We start from the raw sequence: 17,108 nt of genomic DNA on the forward strand, positions 1-17,108 counted from the left end.
CGTATGTGCGCCCCCGTTCGAGCCGGCCCCTTTGGGATTCGGCGCGTTATTCGTTTTCTGGACGAACCCGTATTAAGGAGGCAAACCCCGCTTGCGGCGGGCTCTGGCCCGCAAGTTGAGGTGTTGATTTTTATGCAGATTATGGTTCGCGATAACAATGTCGACCAGGCTCTCCGCGCGCTCAAGAAGAAGCTGCAGCGTGAAGGCGTGTATCGCGAAATGAAGCTGCGCCGCCACTACGAGAAGCCGAGCGAAAAGCGCGCCCGCGAAAAGGCCGCTGCCGTTCGCCGCGCTCGCAAGCTCGAGCGCAAGCGCATGGAGCGCGACGGTTCGAAGTAAGCCGTTGATTGCGACAAGCAGACAAGCCATGAGGGCGCGGAGCAATCCGCGCCCTTTGCGTATCAGGACCATATCCGCATGACCGAGATTACCCGCGTACCCCTCCAGCCCATCGCCAAGGGCTCGCTCTCCAAGCTATGGCTGGGCGTCCTCGTGGCAGTCCTGCTCGGCGCAGGCCTTGCCTGGGCAGCCGCCCCCAAGGGGCTGTCGGTCGACACGATCACTGCCGGCACGGGCGATTCCCCCAAGCTGGGCGATGTGGTTTTCGTAAAGTACGTGGGCAAGCTGAAGGACGGGACCGAATTTGATCGGTCGCAGCCGCTCCCCATTCCTCCCGGCCTGCTGCCCGACGGCAACCCGCTGCTGCTCGAGGAAGGCGCGATTATCGACGGCTTCATCCAGGGCCTGACCCAGATGCAGAAGGGCGGCAAGTACACGCTCACCATTCCGGCCGACCAGGCTTATGGCGCCGAACCGCCCCCGGGCTCGCCTATTCCGCCGAACTCGGACCTCGTGTTCGATGTCGAGGTAGTGGATTTCATGAGCCGCGACGATTTCCAGCAGCGCGCCGCCGCGATCCAGAAGATGATGCAGGCGCAGCAGGGACAGCAACAGGGCCAGCCGGGAGGCGCACCGCCGCAGCAATAAGCCGGCATCAGGCCTTGGGAGAGAGGCTATGAGCGAAGAGGAAACGACCCGGCACGCCGAATGGCCGCTGCGACCATGGGTTTTGGCAGGGATGCTGGGCATCGCCGGGCTTCTGGTCTGGCTCGTCTCCGCGGACTTTAAGCATGACATGGAGCCATGGCGCGCAGCGCTGACGGCATTGTGTTTTTTCGGGCCGCTGGCACTCGCCTTCGTTCTCGAACGCGACATGTGGCGCGAGCCCGCCATCTTTGCGGCGATTGTCGGTCTGGTCATGGCCGGCATCGCGTGGCGCGTCGCCAGCGCGGACCAGTATTATGATTCTTCGGCCTTCTGGCTGGCGGCAGGGGTGGTGGCGAGCGCGCTGGCATTGCCGCTCTTCCAGGCAGGGTTCCACCGGCAGCTCTGGAAAACTTCCTACAGCGAAACACACTACCACGTATGGACCGACGCCATCACCGCAGGCGGGGCGCTGGCGTTTGTCGGTCTCTCTTGGCTGGTGCTCGGTCTGCTCTCGGAGCTGTTTCACGCGATCAAGATCGATGTCCTGCGCGAACTGATGCGGCGCGAATGGTTCGGCTGGACCTTTTCCGGGGTTGCATTTGGCGCCGCGCTCGGCACTCTGCGAAACCAGCTCAAGGTCATCGGTACGCTGCAGAACGTTGTGCTGCTGGTGTTCTCGCTCCTCGCGGTGCCGATGGCGGCTGCACTGACGCTGTTCCTGCTGTCGGTGGCGCTCAGCGGCCTCGACGTTCTTTGGGAGGCGACGAGGAGCGCAACTCCGCTGCTGTTGTCCTGCGCCGTCGGTTGCTTCGTACTCGCGAACTCGGTCCTCCGCGATGCCGATGCAGCGGCAAGCCAATCTCGCGTAATGCGCATCGCCGCATTCGTGCTTTCCGTGGGTATTCTACCTCTGGGCGTGCTGGCGGCAATTTCAATGGGTACCCGCATCGCTGAATATGGACTCACGCCCCAACGCATCTGGGCCTTCATCACCGTCATTGTCGCTGTGGCATACGGGATCGCCTATTTCCTGTCCGCAATCCGCAGTCGCAAGCACGGCTGGGACACGCTGCGCCAGTCGAATCTGCATCTTGCTGTCGCGACCTGTGTGCTGGCATTCCTGCTGGCCATGCCGATCCTCGATTTCGGCGCAATCTCGGCGCGCAACCAGGTGGCGCGATTGAATGCAGGGAAAGTGAACGTCGAGGACTTCGACTACGACGCGCTGCGCTGGGATTTCGGGGATTCGGGGCGCGAGGTCTTGGCTACTCTCACGAAGAATTCAGACCCTCAGGTTGCGAAGCTTGCCCGCGAAGCCGAACAGCGAGAATCGCGCCCTCACCGCTGGCTCGATGAAAATCGCGACAAGCGGGAAGAGCGAATTGCGAACCTTCGCATCGATGCCGCAGATGCGGTCCTGCAAGTGGCGATACGAGAGGATGTGCGTACCAATCCGTACCTCTGCATGACCCCGTGCGTCGCAATCGACGCAGGACCACGACCTGGTGGCGGCCGGTGGGTTGCCTACGTGCAGAACGGCACAGTCAATCGCCGTGTCCTGTTGAGAGAGAAGGGCACCCCTGGGGAAGATTCCTTCGTCCTGGATGTCGGCAATGTCCCCGGGCCGCAGAACCCCGAACAGAAGGCGGATTCTCAGGTGGAGATCCGCGAATGGAAGGGCAGGCGGGTCTATATTGACGGCAAGCCTGCAGGCGATCCGTTCGAATAGCATTGCAGTGCAGCATGACCGCTTGAAGCGCGGCCTTCGCGCGGCTAACGCGCTCGCATGTCCGTAACACGTGAAGAAGTGGCGAAGATCGCCTCGCTCGCCCGCATCAAGATGGGCGATGCGGAACTCGAACGCATGGTGCCCGAATTGAACGGCATCCTGAAGTGGGTCGAACAGCTGGGCGAGGTCGACGTGACCGGCGTCGAGCCGATGACTGCGGTTATTGAAAACCACCTGCGCCTGCGCGATGACGTGGTCGATGCCGATCCGCTCACCGCCGGTGGCCGCCGCGAGGATGTCCTCGCGAACGCCCCTGCTGCCGAACACGGCTTCTTCGGCGTTCCCAAGGTGATCGAATAATGAGCGCGCTTACCGACCTTGGCGTCAAGGCCATCCGTGACGGCGTTGCCGGCGGCGAATTCACTGCACGCGAGGTGGCCGAGGCGTTCAATGCCGCGGTGGCCGAGGCTGCCAGCCTCAACGCCTTCATTGTCACCACCCCCGAACATGCGCTCGCCGCCGCCGATGCGACCGACGCGAAGCGCGCCAAGGGCGAAGACCTCGGCAAGATGGGCGGCGTGCCCATCGGCATGAAGGACCTGTTCGCCACCAGAGGCGTCCAGACCACTGCCGCGAGCCACATCCTCGAAGGCTTCAAGCCCGAATACGAGAGCACCGTTTCGCAGAAGCTGTGGGACGCGGGCGCGGGCATGCTGGGCAAGCTCAATCTCGACCAGTTCGCGATGGGTTCGTCGAACGAGACCAGTTACTTCGGCAATGTCACCTCGCCGTGGCAGAAGGCGGGCAGCAATGCCGCGATGAGCCCGGGCGGTTCGTCGGGCGGCTCGTCCTCTTCCGTTGCCGCGCGCATTGCGCCTGCTGCGACCGGCACCGACACCGGGGGCTCGATCCGCCAGCCTGCCGCTTTCACCGGCATTTGCGGCATCAAGCCGACTTACGGCCGCTGCAGCCGCTGGGGTGTCGTCGCTTTCGCATCGAGCCTCGACCAGGCCGGGCCGATGGCGCGCAGCGTCGAGGATTGCGCGATCATGCTCGAGGCCATGGCCGGTTTCGATCCCAAGGACGCGACCAGCCTGAAGATGGACGTGCCCGCATGGGAAGCGGGCCTGTCCGCCGACCTTAAGGGCAAGAAGATCGGCATCCCGCGCGAATACCGCATGGAAGGGACCGACGAGGAAATCCTCAAGTCCTGGGAACAGGGCAAGGAATGGCTGCGCGATGCGGGTGCCGAGATCGTCGATATCTCGCTGCCGCATACGAAGTACGCGCTGCCTGCCTACTACATCATCGCTCCAGCCGAGGCCTCGTCCAACCTCGCGCGCTACGACGGCGTGCGTTACGGCTTGCGCGACCTGCCGGACGGGGCAGGCTTGCAGGATATGTATGCCGCCACCCGCGCCGCCGGTTTCGGCGACGAGGTCAAGCGCCGCATCCTCATCGGCACCTACGTGCTGAGCGCGGGTTTCTACGATGCCTATTACACGCAGGCACAGAAGGTCCGCGCGCTCGTCGCCCGCGACTTCGCCGAAGCGTGGAGCCAGTGCGACGCGATCCTGGCGCCGACCACTCCGACTGCCAGCTTCCCGCTGGGCTCGCTCAACGAAGACCCGCTGACGATGTACCTCAACGACGTCTTCGCCGTTCCTGCGTCGCTTGCCGGCCTGCCTGCGATGAGCGTGCCCGCAATGCTCAACTCGGACGGCCTACCGCTCGGCCTGCAGATCGTCGGCAAGCCCTTCGACGAGCAGGGCGTGCTCAATGTCGGCCTCGCCATCGAACAGCGCGCCGCGTTCGCAGCGAAGCCGGAGAAGTGGTGGTAGAGGCGCCTTCCGCGGCCGCTTCAAGGGCTGCCGCAGCGCATCGCTTCATCGCGCTCGATTCCCTGCGCGGGCTCGCCGCGCTGGTGATCGTGTTTTACCACATGGGTGATTTCGGCTGGGTCGCCGGCCTGCCGCCGTTCCGCTACGGCTGGATGCTGGTCGACTTCTTCTTCATCCTGTCGGGCTTCGTCATCACCTGGAGCTATGGCGAGCGGTTGGCCATGGGCTATCCGCGGACCGGTTTCGTAATGGTGCGGTTGGGGCGCATGTACCCGCTCCACATCGCGACCGTCCTCCTGTTCGTGATCCTCGAATTCGCCCTGTTCCGCCCGGTATTGCACGAGGCACATTCACTCACCGAACTGTTGCGCGGTGTCTTCCTCCTCGATGCCTTTCGCACCGGTGCGGGCAATTTTTATGCACCTGTGAGCTGGGCAGTGGCGGTGGAGCTGGTGCTTTACCTCATCGCCGCGGCCTTTTTCGGACGTGGCCGCTGGGCGATCGCGATCTCGGCTCTCCTAGCCGCGATCTCGGCATGGGCTCTGTGGACGGGCTTCAACGTGACCGGTTTCGGTCGCCTGCTGCAGCGGGGACTGCTGGCATTCCCGCTGGGTGTGCTGGCCTGCTGGCTCTATCGCCGGATGGAAGGCAGGAAGCCCGGCGCGCTGCTGGCGAGCATCATGGAGATCGCCCTCTTCGCGCTGCTTGTCTGGTTGCTCTGCCTGCCGGGCAAGTACGCGAACTGGATACCGTGCATGGACATGCTGTTCCTTGTCATGGTGCTGGTTTTCGCATGGGACGCAGGGATCGTTAGCAGGGTGCTTCAGTGGCAACCACTGGTGACCCTCGGGACGCTCTCTTTTGCGCTCTACATGGTGCACCTGTTCTACGTGATCCTGCCCAATCGCCTGCTCCCGCACATGTTCGAGGCGACCGGTCATCCAGACTGGATCGCAACGAAGCCCGACAAGTTCGGCCTTCTCAGCGTCGCTCCACCGCCCGCGCTCGCCACGGCAATCTCGCTCGCGCTGCTGGCGCTGGCCATCGGCACAGCCTGGCTGGCCTGGCGCTATATCGAGGAGCCCGCGCGCGAATGGAGCCGGCGCTTCGCAAATCCGCACAAGTGAGCCTTTTCACGCACGCTGCACTGCACTATCGGCGAGAACATGACTGAATCCACTTACCGCATCCAGGGCGCCACGGGCGAATGGGAGGTCGTGATCGGCCTCGAAGTCCACGCGCAGGTCGTCTCCAAGTCCAAGCTGTTTTCCGGCGCCGCTACCGCCTTCGGGGCTGAGCCGAATACGCAAGTCAGCCTCGTCGATGCGGCGATGCCCGGCATGCTGCCCGTGCCAAACCGCGAGTGCATCCGTCAGGCGGTGCGCACCGGCATGGCGATCGAGGCGCAGATCAACGCGTGGAGCCGGTTCGACCGCAAGAACTACTTCTATGCCGACCTGCCGCAGGGATACCAGATCAGCCAGCTCTACCACCCGCTCGTGGGCGAGGGACAGCTGACCATCGAAGCCGACGAGAAGGCGGGCATCCCCGCAGACAAGGTCATCGGCATCGAACGCATCCACGTCGAGCAGGACGCGGGCAAGCTGATGCACGACCAGCACCCGACCATGTCCTATGTCGATCTCAACCGCAGCGGCGTGGCGCTGATGGAGATCGTGTCGAAGCCCGACATGCGTTCGCCCGCCGAAGCCGGGGCCTATGTCCGCAAGCTGCGTTCGATCCTGCGCTATGTCGGATCGTGCGACGGGAACATGGAAGAAGGCTCGATGCGCGCCGACGTCAACGTCAGCGTGCGCAAGCCGGGCGAGGAATTCGGCACCCGCACCGAGACCAAGAACGTCAATTCGGTCCGCTTCGTAATGCAGGTCATCGAATACGAGGCCAACCGCCAGGTCGACGTGATCGAGAACGGCGGCAAGGTGGAGCAGGAAACGCGCCTGTTCGATCCGAACACCGGCACGACCCGCACCATGCGTTCGAAGGAAGACGCGCACGACTATCGCTACTTCCCCGACCCGGACCTGTTGCCGCTCGAACTCGAGGACAGCTTCCTCGAGGAATGCCGTGCATCGCTGCCCGAACTGCCTGATGCCAAGCGCGCGCGCTACGAGAATGAGCTGGGCCTGACGCCGTACAACGCGCGCGAACTGACCGCTGAGGTCGAGACTTTCGCCCGCTTCGAAACGCTTCTTGCCGCCACCGCCAAGGGTATCGGCAAGTCGGAGAAGGACGTCGCGACGCAGGTCGCGAACTGGGCGCTGTCGGTTGCGCCGGGGGTAATGAACGCACTGGGTGACGAGGCCAATCCGGCCTACGCCACGGCCGAGGCGCAGGCGGCCATCCTCGATATGCAGGCCAAGGGCGAAATCTCGGGCGGCCAGGCCAAGGAAATCTACGAGATCGTCCTCAAGACCGGTCGCTCCCCTGCCGAAATCGCCGAGGCGGAAGGCCTCAAGCAGGTCAGTGACACGGGTGCCATCGAGGAGGCGATCGATGCGATAATCGCCGCCAATGGCGACAAGGTCGAGGAATACCGCAGCGGCAAGGACAAGCTCTTCGGCTTCTTCGTCGGCCAGACGATGAAGGCGATGCAGGGCAAGGCCAATCCCGCAGTGGTCAACCAGATCCTCAAGGACAAGCTCGGCTGAACCGCAAGATCGGTCGGGCACGCCGGCTTGTCCTCGCCTAACCATCCCCTGCCACGGAGGATGGAATGAACGCGACGGCTGCCGACAACTATCGCAAGCGCATGGCGCGGGTGCTGGATCATATCGACCGGCACCCCGACGGCGACCTGCGGCTGGAGGCACTGGCCGGGGTCGCAGCCTTCAGCAAGTTCCATTTCCATCGCCAGTTCGGTGCCAATTTCGGCATTTCCGTCCAGCGCTACGTGAACCTTTCGCGCATGAAGCGTGCAGCTTTCGCATTGGCGTGCAGGCCGGAACTGCCGGTCATCGAGATTGCCCTTGCCGCCGGGTTCCAGTCCCCGGATTCCTTCGCCAAGGCATTTCGTGGGGAGTTCGGTGTCAGCCCGAGCGCATTCCGCAAGGCACCCGACTGGGCCGCGTGGCAAACGGCAATCACGCCGTACGACAACGCGAGGAAACACATCATGGCTTCGAACTTCCAACCAGGCGATGTCGAGATCGTCGATTTCGCCGAAACGCCGATCATCGTGCTCAGTCACCGGGGCGATCCGGCGATAGTCCAGCCGTCGATTGCGCGGTTCATCGACTGGCGGAAAGCGAACCGGGTCGGGCCGCAGGTCGCCCGCACCTTCAACATGTTCTATGGCGGCCGTGATGTGGCGCCCGAGGATTTCCGCATCGATCTGGCATGCGAAGCGGTACGGGGTCTCGAGCCGGGAGAGGGCATGGAGCGGTCTGCCATAGCTGGCGGACGCTGTGCTCGCCTGAAGCTCACGGGCGTCAATGACGAGCTCGAAGTGCCCGCGACCTGGCTCTACCGCGACTGGTTGCCGCAGAGCGGCGAAACGCTGCGCGACTTCCCCCTGTTCTGTGAACGGAGCAATTTCGGCCCTGGCATGCCCGAGAGCGAAATGGTGACGGAGCTCTACCTCCCTCTGGAATGACCGGTTCATGGGCACTAGGCGGAGACGATGACTTCCATCGTCCTTGTCCAGCCCGAGATACCCGGCAACACCGGTGCGGTGGGGCGCACCTGCGTCGCACTCGACATGGAACTGGTGCTGATCCACCCGCTGGGGTTCGAGATTTCGGATAAGCGGGTGAAGCGCTCGGGACTAGATTACTGGCCGCACATCAGGCTGGTTGAATTTGCCAGCTGGGATGCCTTCCTCGCCGAACGCAAACCGCGCCATGACCAGCTGTTCCTTTTCGAGGAATATGCCGAGCGCAACTTCTACGATCCCGAGTACCCGGAAGATGCCTATCTGGTCTTCGGACGTGAGACCAAGGGTATCCCTGAAGAGATCGTCATCGCTCACCGGTCGCAGATGGTCAGTCTCCCCATGCGCTCCGAAAAGGTACGTTCGCTAAACCTCGCGAACACCGTGGCGGCCGCCGCCTACCAAGCGGTGAGGCGGCACATATAGGCCAAGGGCGGCGCTGGTTTTTCTTTCGAGGGATCCATGGTAAGCATTGGCCAATGAAGTGGGCATTCTCCATATTCCTGGGTCTCTACCTCATCGCATTGTTCCTGCTTGCGGTGGGAACATTCGGATGGTTCGGCCAGGAAAAAGACCCGCTGTCCGGTGTGTTCCTCCTGCCCCTCGGCCTGCCGTGGAACCTCGTTGCCGACAAGCTCGGCTTCGGTGGCTGGCTGACCGCAGTCGCGTCTCCGGCGATCAATGCTGCTGTGCTCTGGTTCCTCTGGAAGCGCTGACGGCCTAGTTTGAAGCGGGGGCTTCAGTTCTGGAAACTGGCGCCGCCCTGCCCAGATTGGCCACATGTGCGTCCGCGTCGCGTAACACGGCGACGAATTTGCGATAATCGTCGTCCATGCAGCCATCGTTCCACGAAATTTCGGTCGTGGTCGCACCTTTTGTCATGCGCAGCAGGCCATACGGTGCGTCCGTCATGAAGTTGGTGCAAGCCTGCGAATCCGGGACGGGACTGGGGAAACGACGCAGGATTTTCTCGAGCACGATGTAGTTGGCAGCGGCCGGTTCGATTTCGTGCCAGACGAGCGTAGGTGGCGCATTGAAAGCTTCGCCCTCTTTCCTCACAGCCTCTGTCCAGCTCCCTCCGCCATCGGGGAGCATGCGCCAGGATGTGACCGGTGCGCCCCAGCTCTTCACCTCGAAGGTAACGATGTCCCAGTCCGGCCCTGCGGGCGCTTTTGAGTTTCCGGCGTGGGCGGGATTGCAGGCAACCAGCCAAACCGCGGCAAGGCCAGCAAGGACTTGTCGGGAAGCGGCTTTGAATCCTGCCGAAACCACTCTCATCCGCCGGTAATCATTGCATCGACAATGACATAGGTTTCGGGCCCGAAGCGCACCGTTACCTGGTCATCCTTGCGAGTGGACTTGAAGTCCCAGCCCGCCGAACCGTCGGCTTGCGCACTGTCTGCACCATAGGGATCGGTGCCCTTGAAGAAGATGGCGCGCTTGCGCCCGTCCGGCTTCTCGACTTCGACCAGGTGTTCGCCCTCTTTGCCCCAGTTGCGCTTGATGCCCGCGTTGCAGTCCTGCGTCGGAGGCTTGTTATCGAAGCCGCATTTGAGAATGGTGGTGGCGTTGTAGTCCGTGCCGGAGACAAGGGCGTCGCCTTGCCCATAGGCCGGCTCCACATCATCCGTTCCGCCCGCTTCCGGACCCTGAGCACTCGCAATTGCCGGCGTGGCGGTGGCCGCGCCGTCCGAGACGTCGGTTTCGGTCTGTGTTCCACACGCTGCAAGTCCGGCAATTGCCAGCCCGGCAAGGATGAAATTCCTCATACTTCCCTCCTCATCCGTTCGAAGGCCGGGCCGGGACCGCATGTCGAACCCGGCCTTCCCCGGTGGCTTCAAAGCGCCCCTTCGCTGCCCGTATACATGATGTCGCCGATCGTCCCGTCGCGATAGGCGAGGCACTGCCATGGTGCCTCCCCGCCCTCGACATTGATGTAGATGGCTATGGCAGCCTCGGATTCCTCGATCCGGTTGGTGCCGATCACGCGGGCGCCGGTTTCCTTGCCAACCTTCTTCGCGCATTTGCCTTCAAGGCCGTTGGGCCCGCGAATTGCGACCTCTTTCGGATTGGGGGCGGGTGCATCGTCGACGGGGCCGTTCTCACCGACCGGGGAGGTCATGCCTGCATTGGCGTCGCCCGTCGGGATGCTGACCAGGCGGATGCCCTCGACATTTCCTACAACCTTCCCTCCAAGCGCTTCGGCATCTGCCTCTGTCGGGCACCCGACGAGGTCGGCACTGTCATCGAGGTAATTTGAAGTCGCGGCACTCTCGCCAAGCCTGCGGCACGGATCGCCCGCATTGGGATAGCCGTCGCCAAACGGCGCCAGCGTCTCGGGGATTACTACGGCCGCAGTGGCGGTCGCCTCTTCAGCCGGGGCCTCTTCCGACGATCCGCCGCAAGCGGAGAGGGCGAGCGCCGCAGCGCCCGCCAACAGGATGCGTACCCGCATGTCGTCTCTCCTCAAGCCCTTAGCGACACTTCGGGTGGCGACCGATGTCGCGCAGGTCATAGAAGTGCCCGTCTGCGATCGTCACCTGCACGCACTGGTTGGTGTCCCGCTTGTACTGGATCGAATAGCGGGTGTTGCCGCTGGTGAAATTATCGACCTGGGTGAATCCGCGCCTCGACATTTCGTCCATGCCGCCCGCTGCCCGGGCACCTTGCAAGTCGCCGTATTGGGCAACTTGCGAATATCCGCCCTTGCCGGAGTGGTGCGACAGGTTGGCGTTCCGCTGATCCACGCCAGCGGTGTAGCCATTGGAGTAAGCGTCGGACTTCTCGTAATTGTGATAGGCGGCATTGTGCAGGCCGTCGGTGTAGCCGCGTTCGTATTGCTGTTCGGCCTGCTGATCGGCGAGGTGCTGCTTGTCCTCGTGATGATTGGACTTGTGGCTGAGCAATGCGCCAAGGATCGCGGCGCCGGCAATCACACCCACGGCTGCGGCCGCATCGCCACCGCCCTTGTCATGACCGCAATCCTTGTGGCTCGCGTCCTGGATGGTTTCGACCCGGCCGTCGTAGACCTCGACCTGGACGCAATCCTTGTCCTTGTCGTCCCACCAGTAGCTGTAGACGTAACCCATGGAATTCTTGTTGGTCGAGACATGGGAGAAGCCGCGCTGCTGCAACTGGTATTCGGCGTCGCGCCCCTTGGTGCCATTGATATCGACGAGTTGGTTGGCCTTGTCTGCAAGTGCGGGCGTAGTTGTCGCCGCAACAAGAGCGGTCCCTGCAATGATGTGAGTGATAGCTTTTGGCATGGTCAGTCTCCCCTGCTTGCCGGATGCCCTCCGGACAAAGAATCGACGCGACCACTTGATTGCTATGCTTTCATCAAATCATGACTCTTCGAAGGCTTCAACCCGGATAAGTCAATTGCCTGTTCTGGCGGACATAGCGAAAGGGGCGCCGGAATTTCTCCCGACGCCCCCCAAATTCATTTTTTTCGCTTCTTAGCCCTGGCGGGTGCCCGACAGCGGCATGTCGCCGAATGCGCCCGCGTTCACGGTGCCGGTGAGGTTGTCGCCGTCGATGGTGGCAGTGCAGGTCAGGGTCATCGGCATGGGAACGGTCATGTTCATCTTCCACCCGATGGTGTTGCCGTCGATCGTGCCGTCGGCAATTTCCATCGAACCCATGCCGCCTGCCATCAGGCCGGTGAAGCCGGTGCCGTCAGCGTTGGGGGTGACGGTCAGCGTACCCTTCTGGTCGCCCATGGGGCTCTTGACGGTGGTGTCATAGGTACCGGCTACGGACATGGTAATTCCTCTCTTCGCTTGAGGGTGGGATTGGGGCGCTTAATCCGCGTTGCTGACACTCGTGTCAACATCGAGATAGGTGGTCGGAAGCTTTAGTCCGGCAAGCTGGCTGTCGATCAGCTTGCGGTCGCCGACGACGACGATCGTGAGATTGTCCGGGCCGAGATACTGCTTGGCCGCGGCATCGATCGCGCTCTTGCCGATCGCCCGATAGGTGTCGGGCAGCTTGGAGTAGTAGTCGTCCGGACGACCCAGCCGTGCGTTCTGTGTAATCGCGCCGAGGACCTGGAAATTGGTCTCGAAACGGTTGGGGAGGCCGCGGATATTGCCGTCAGTCACCCGGGTGAATTCCACGTCGTCCACTGCACGTTTGCCATTCGCGAAATCGCCAACCGTATCGAGGATGAGCTGGATCGAGTCTGCCGTCCTGTCCGACTGGACCGCCGTGCTGATGGTGAACAGGCGGGGGCCAGCGTTCTGGTCGACGCCGCTGCGCGCGCCATAGCTCCAGCCCTTTTCCTCGCGGATGATCATGTTGATGCGGCTGAGGAAGCCGTTGCCCAGCACCTCATTGGCGAGATCGAGTGATTCCAGCCCCTGCGTCGGGCCGTTGAGCGGCAGGACGCGGCCCGCATAGATTACGGATTGCGGCGAGTTGGGCCGATCGATGACCACCAGTCGCGTGCCCTCGACGCGGGCGGAATTGGTGAAGACCTTTTGGGGCGCTGCCGTGCCGTTTGCGCTCCAGTCGCCGAATGCTGCTTCGAGCTGCGGCTTGAGCTCGGCCATGGTGACATAGCCGACCACGGTGATGCGCGCCTTTTCGGGCCGGATCCATTCCTCGTGCTCGGTCCGCAGCGTGGCAGGGGTGATCGCCTTGACCACGTCGACAGTGCCGAGACCGCCGACGGTGCCGTAGGGATGGTTCTCACCGAACACGAGCGGGCGCAGCGTCCGGCTGGCGAGGCCACCTGGCGAGGAAAGCTGCTGCGCGATTTCCGACAGGCGCTGGTCGCGCACCCGCTGGACCTCGGTATCGGCAAAGGCCGGATTGCGCACGATGTCCGCCATCAGCGCCAGGGAGGGCTTGAGGTTCGACGCGAGGGCATTCATCGTCACTGAACTCGTGTCGAGCGAACTGCCCGTACCGATGGATGCACCGAGCCGCTCCTGCGCCTCGGCGATCTCGCCTGCGCTGCGCGAGGTGGTCCCTTCCTCGAGCAGGTCCATCATCAGCGACTGCGTGCCCGCGCCGGCCTTGCCGTCGGCGGCGTAGCCAGCGTCGAATTCCATCGACACCGCGACCTTGGGTACGGCGGTTCGGCGTGCGAGGGTCACCTCGATGCCGTTCGACAGCGTGGTGCGCTCGAGCGTCGGGAAAGTCAGCGAGCCGACCGGGGCTACCGGCGGCAAGCTGCGTTCCGGACCGCTGCGGGCAAGTGCCGGACCGTCGCCCTTGTCCGGTGGGGGCGGGGCGACCTTGTCCTCGTCACCCCAGCCGCCCATGTCGGCGCCCTTCTCGGTCCGTTCGCCCGGAACGACGGCCAGCTTCATGCCGGGGCGCGAGAGCCACTTGGAGAGGGCTGCCTGGACTTCTGCCGGGGTAAGCGTGGCGAGGCGTTCGAGGTCCTTGCGGTACTGGGCCGGGTCGCCCGAGTAGAGCAGGCCTTCCGCCAGGGTCACACCCTTCCCGCCGAAGCCGCCGACCCTTTCAAGGCCATCGATGTTGCTCGACAGGATGGAAGTGGCCGCACGCCGGATTTCGTCTTCGGTCGGCCCTTCTGTCATGATTTGCGTGATCAGCTCGTCGAGCCGCGCCTCGGCCTTTGCCCGGTCGACGCCCGGCTTCACGTCCATCTGCGCCTGTAGGAACGAGAGGTTTTCGTGCTGCTGCGAATAGGCGGTGACCGAAACGGCCAGCTGCTCGTCGCGGACGAGCGTGTTGTCGAGGCGCGAGGATGCGAGCCCGCCGAGCACATACATGCCGACGGCAACGGGGATGGCGTCGGGATCGTTGGTCGATGGGCCCGTCCAGTTGCGCGTGACGCGTACGAGCGGGACCTGGTCGACCATCTCGCGCGTCACGGGTGCTGCGAGTGTCACCGGCGGCGCGCTGACCGGGCTAATCTCGGGTCCACGCGGGATATCGCCGAACCAGCGCTCGACCATCGGTTTGGCAGTCGTCGCGTCGATGTCGCCCGACAGGACAAGCACGACATTGTTGGGTGCGTAATTGTCCTTGAACCACTTCGCGACGTCGGCAAGGCTGGCGGCATCGAGATCGGCCATCGAGCCGATGGTCGAGTGGCGGTAAGGGTGGCCGACGGGCAGCAGGCCTTCGCCGATGGCGTATTCGACGAGGCCATAGGGCTGGTTGTCGCCCTGGTTCTTCTCGTTCTTGACCACGCCCCGCTGCTTGTCGAGCTTTTCCTGGGTAACCGCGCCGAGGAGGTAACCCATGCGGTCGCTCTCCATCATCAGCGCCAGGTCGACTGCGCCGGTCGGCACCGTCTCGACGTAATTGGTGCGGTCATACCAGGTCGAACCATTCGTGCTGGTCGAGCCCGCGGCTTCCAGCGGGATGTCGAAATTCTCGACGTTCTCGCTGCCGCCGAACATCAGGTGTTCGAACAGGTGGGCGAAGCCGGTGCGACCTCGCGGCTCGTTCTTGGACCCGACACGGTAGTAGGTCGTGACCCCCACGATAGGCGCCTTGCGGTCCGTGTGCACGAGCACCGTCAGGCCGTTTTCGAGCTGGAATTGCTCGTAGGGAATGTCGACCTTCTCGACGAGCGAGGCGAGGGAGGACTGGCTGGCTGCCGGCGCGCTGGCAAGCGGGGCATCGACGGGCGCAGTCGCGCATCCGGCAAGGGCGAGGGCGGCAATGCCGCTCAGAAGGTATCGACGCATGGCAGTCCCTTAGTTGCGACCTGGGTCATGTGAAACGGTGTAGCGGCTAACCGCATTCGCGAGGACGTCCTCGCGCCAGAAATGGACCGGCTTCAAGCGGTGCTGGACGAACAGCGTCGCCTGGTCGGCGTAATGCATGGATTTGGGCCGTGTGGTCGCCGCGCCGTAGGGCTGGATCGACTGCGACTTCACGCGCTTTCCCGGTGCCCATTCGGCGAACTGGACAAAGCTGTCACCGTGCTTGACCGCCAGCCTGCCATCTTCCTGCACGTCCCAGGTCGTCGAGGCGCGCAGCGTGTCCGACCCGCCATCGAGCGGAAGATCGACCGAACCCTGGCGCAGGCGCAGCAGGTCACTCATCGGAGGATCGATCCGCCCGAAATGGGTCTTGAGATGGTCGACTGCCCACGCGAGCTTTTCCCCCACGTCGGGCAAGGGCTTGTTCTGGTACTCGGCGGACATGAAATCCTTGATCATGAGCAGTGCGAGGCTGTCGGCGCGGCCCTCGTTGTCGGCGGTGAAATCCCAATCCATCAACAGTGCACGCGCCTTGGCCTCATCACTCTTGGGGTCGAGCTTGAGTTTCGCCAGCGCCGCCCAAAGATCACCGACATAGCCAGCACGTTCGTAGCCCGTGTCGTACTTGATCTTCTCCAGCGTCGCGCGGTCGATGGTCCCTGCCTCGCTAAGCAGCTTCCACGCGCGGCGCGAGCGATTGGTCGTCTTGAGTTCGACCCCCATCTCCGGTGCGACGCTCGCTGGTGCGATATCGTCTGCAGCACCGGCCGCTGTGAAGGGCGAGTTATTCGAATTGTAGAGCCACCCGCTCGACGGGTTTACGTATTTGGGGAGCGCCGAGTAGGCCACCGGCCCCTTCCAGATCGCTTTCGGATCATCACCGGGCAGGACGCCGCGCCAGTCGTAGCCCTTCGGCCGATCGGGCATGGCGGCGTTGTAGACGTAGGCGATGTTGCCCTTGGCGTCGCCGTAGATGAAGTTCGTGCTCGGGATGTCCATCCGCGCGAGGATCGACTGCCACTCGTCGAGGCTCTTTGCCTTGTTGAGGCGGTAATAGGCGTCGAGCTGGCCGAGATTGTCCATGCCGCCATAGCGGATGGCGAAAGCGCCGCGGTCGTTGATGATCACCGGACCGTGGATGCTGCGATAGACCGTACGCTGGATCGGCAGCACGAGCGGGCCGAACCGGACGGGGAGGGTGACGGTGGTTTCCTTCAGCGACAGCCACTTGTTGCCCATCCGGTACTTCTTGCCGCTTTCGTCGAGCACGAGCTTGTAGACATCGGTCATGTCGGGCCGATTGACAGTGTTGGTCCAGCCGAGATCCTCGTTATGACCGAGGAAAGGGTAGGGGCTTCCGGGAAAATTGGCGCCTGCATAGTGCCACCCTTCACCGCTTTCGACGACGAGTTCGTACCAGGCGACCCCGCCGCGCCAGGGCTGGTGGCTGTTGGACACGAGACGGGTGACCCCATCGCCCGAGCGCTTTGGGGCGACGGCAAAGGCGTTGGATCCCGACAGCGCCCCATCCTCCGCCCAGGGCAGGGGGAAGGCGCGTGCCTGCTTGGGCTTGCCAATTTGAGGTCCGAATTCGGGTAGCAGGTCGGTACCCTTGACCAGCGGCTCGATCGTGCCGTTGAGGCCGAAGAAGAAGGGTTGTCGCAAGGCAAACCCTGCCGCCACGTCTACCCCGTCGACAGGGAAGAGGTTGTCGAGCCTTACCTCACCCCTGTGCAGCTTGGCGTAGTCGTTGAGGCCCGTCGCGTAGGCTTCGAACAGGGCGCGGGTATCTTCCGGTAACTCGGGATAGTGCCGTTCGGCCGTGCCGCGCGCATCGAGGAGGTGGTAGACGTAATCGACCGCCGCGCCGTCCTCGCCGGCAATGGCCCCATAGCGACCGCGGGCCATGGCGATGACATCCTGCAAGGTTGCGAAGTCGTCCTCCGCATGGGCGCGGGCGACACCATAGGCGACATCGGCGTCGGTCTTCCCGTAGATGTGCGGGACGCCGAATTCGTCGCGGGTGATTTCGGCAGAATAGGCCCGGTCCGACAGGCGAACGTTGTCGCGCTTCGCCCAGAACGGCTCCCATGTCGCCAAGGCGACGAAGGTAACGAACAATACGACCAGCAGCGCAAATCCGATGCGCCCAACCCATTTCCGCATTCAGGCAATTCCTCTCTTGCGCC

At 63.3% G+C, this 17,108-nt stretch carries 17 protein-coding genes; 10 read left to right on the forward strand and 7 right to left on the reverse strand.

All coding sequences use genetic code 11. The annotated features are described in order from the left end of the window. The first annotated feature begins 132 nt into the window (after positions 1–132). The 10 genes from rpsU to IRL76_RS01710 all read left to right on the forward strand — a co-directional run bounded on the left by rpsU (position 133) and on the right by IRL76_RS01710 (position 8,943). Positions 133–339, forward strand: a complete 207-nt coding sequence (gene rpsU, locus IRL76_RS01665) for a 30S ribosomal protein S21 (RefSeq protein WP_200982562.1) — start codon at positions 133–135, stop codon at positions 337–339. Positions 340–417: 78 nt separating this feature from the next. Next, entirely contained in the window at positions 418–987 is a 570-nt protein-coding gene (locus IRL76_RS01670) for an FKBP-type peptidyl-prolyl cis-trans isomerase (RefSeq protein WP_200982564.1), read from the forward strand. 28 nt (positions 988–1,015) lie between these two features. Then, positions 1,016–2,716: a DUF4153 domain-containing protein gene (locus IRL76_RS01675; protein WP_200982566.1), complete on the forward strand. Its 1,701-nt coding sequence runs from the start codon at positions 1,016–1,018 to the stop codon at positions 2,714–2,716. A gap of 57 nt (positions 2,717–2,773) precedes the next feature. Continuing rightward, on the forward strand, positions 2,774–3,076 hold the full coding sequence (gene gatC, locus IRL76_RS01680) for an Asp-tRNA(Asn)/Glu-tRNA(Gln) amidotransferase subunit GatC (RefSeq protein WP_200982568.1): 303 nt from the start codon (positions 2,774–2,776) through the stop codon (positions 3,074–3,076). Continuing rightward, positions 3,076–4,557 (forward strand): Asp-tRNA(Asn)/Glu-tRNA(Gln) amidotransferase subunit GatA, encoded by a 1,482-nt coding sequence (gene gatA / locus IRL76_RS01685; protein WP_200982570.1) that lies wholly within the window; start codon positions 3,076–3,078, stop codon positions 4,555–4,557. The genes gatC and gatA overlap by 1 nt, the downstream gene beginning before the upstream one ends. Further along, positions 4,551–5,684, forward strand: a complete 1,134-nt coding sequence (locus tag IRL76_RS01690) for an acyltransferase family protein (protein WP_216629302.1) — start codon at positions 4,551–4,553, stop codon at positions 5,682–5,684. The genes gatA and IRL76_RS01690 overlap by 7 nt, the downstream gene beginning before the upstream one ends. A gap of 39 nt (positions 5,685–5,723) precedes the next feature. Continuing rightward, entirely contained in the window at positions 5,724–7,226 is a 1,503-nt protein-coding gene (gatB, locus tag IRL76_RS01695) for an Asp-tRNA(Asn)/Glu-tRNA(Gln) amidotransferase subunit GatB (protein WP_200982574.1), read from the forward strand. Between the two features lie 65 nt (positions 7,227–7,291). Beyond that, a complete protein-coding gene (locus IRL76_RS01700; RefSeq protein ID WP_200982576.1) occupies positions 7,292–8,170 on the forward strand; it encodes an AraC family transcriptional regulator in 879 nt (292 codons plus the stop codon). A 27-nt stretch (positions 8,171–8,197) separates the two neighbouring features. Next, positions 8,198–8,653: a tRNA (cytidine(34)-2'-O)-methyltransferase gene (locus IRL76_RS01705; protein ID WP_200982578.1), complete on the forward strand. Its 456-nt coding sequence runs from the start codon at positions 8,198–8,200 to the stop codon at positions 8,651–8,653. Positions 8,654–8,706: 53 nt separating this feature from the next. Further along, a complete protein-coding gene (locus IRL76_RS01710) occupies positions 8,707–8,943 on the forward strand; it encodes a hypothetical protein (RefSeq protein ID WP_200982580.1) in 237 nt (78 codons plus the stop codon). Positions 8,944–8,947: 4 nt separating this feature from the next. Here the strand turns inward: IRL76_RS01710 and IRL76_RS01715 are convergent, their stop codons facing one another. The 7 genes from IRL76_RS01715 to IRL76_RS01745 form a co-directional block, all read right to left on the reverse strand. Beyond that, entirely contained in the window at positions 8,948–9,505 is a 558-nt protein-coding gene (locus tag IRL76_RS01715) for a hypothetical protein (RefSeq protein ID WP_200982582.1), read from the reverse strand. Continuing rightward, positions 9,502–9,996: a hypothetical protein gene (locus IRL76_RS01720; RefSeq protein WP_200982584.1), complete on the reverse strand. Its 495-nt coding sequence runs from the start codon at positions 9,994–9,996 to the stop codon at positions 9,502–9,504. The genes IRL76_RS01715 and IRL76_RS01720 overlap by 4 nt, the downstream gene beginning before the upstream one ends. A 68-nt stretch (positions 9,997–10,064) precedes the next feature. Continuing rightward, positions 10,065–10,682 carry a hypothetical protein gene (locus tag IRL76_RS01725; protein ID WP_200982586.1) on the reverse strand — a complete coding sequence of 206 codons (618 nt, stop codon included), beginning with the start codon at positions 10,680–10,682 and terminating at the stop codon, positions 10,065–10,067. A 19-nt stretch (positions 10,683–10,701) separates the two neighbouring features. Further along, on the reverse strand, positions 10,702–11,493 hold the full coding sequence (locus IRL76_RS01730; protein ID WP_200982588.1) for a hypothetical protein: 792 nt from the start codon (positions 11,491–11,493) through the stop codon (positions 10,702–10,704). A gap of 192 nt (positions 11,494–11,685) precedes the next feature. Then, positions 11,686–11,991 (reverse strand): hypothetical protein, encoded by a 306-nt coding sequence (locus IRL76_RS01735; protein ID WP_200982590.1) that lies wholly within the window; start codon positions 11,989–11,991, stop codon positions 11,686–11,688. A gap of 39 nt (positions 11,992–12,030) precedes the next feature. Next, the gene (locus tag IRL76_RS01740; protein ID WP_200982593.1) at positions 12,031–14,901 is read right to left on the reverse strand and encodes a M16 family metallopeptidase; all 2,871 of its coding nucleotides are present in this window, start codon (positions 14,899–14,901) and stop codon (positions 12,031–12,033) included. A 9-nt stretch (positions 14,902–14,910) separates the two neighbouring features. Further along, complete coding sequence (locus tag IRL76_RS01745) at positions 14,911–17,085, reverse strand: acylase (protein WP_200982595.1); 2,175 nt, start codon at positions 17,083–17,085, stop codon at positions 14,911–14,913. Positions 17,086–17,108 lie beyond the last annotated feature (23 nt).

Origin of the sequence: Qipengyuania soli, assembly GCF_015529805.1 — a bacterium.
In the GTDB taxonomy this organism is placed as follows: Bacteria; Pseudomonadota; Alphaproteobacteria; order Sphingomonadales; family Sphingomonadaceae; genus Qipengyuania; species Qipengyuania soli.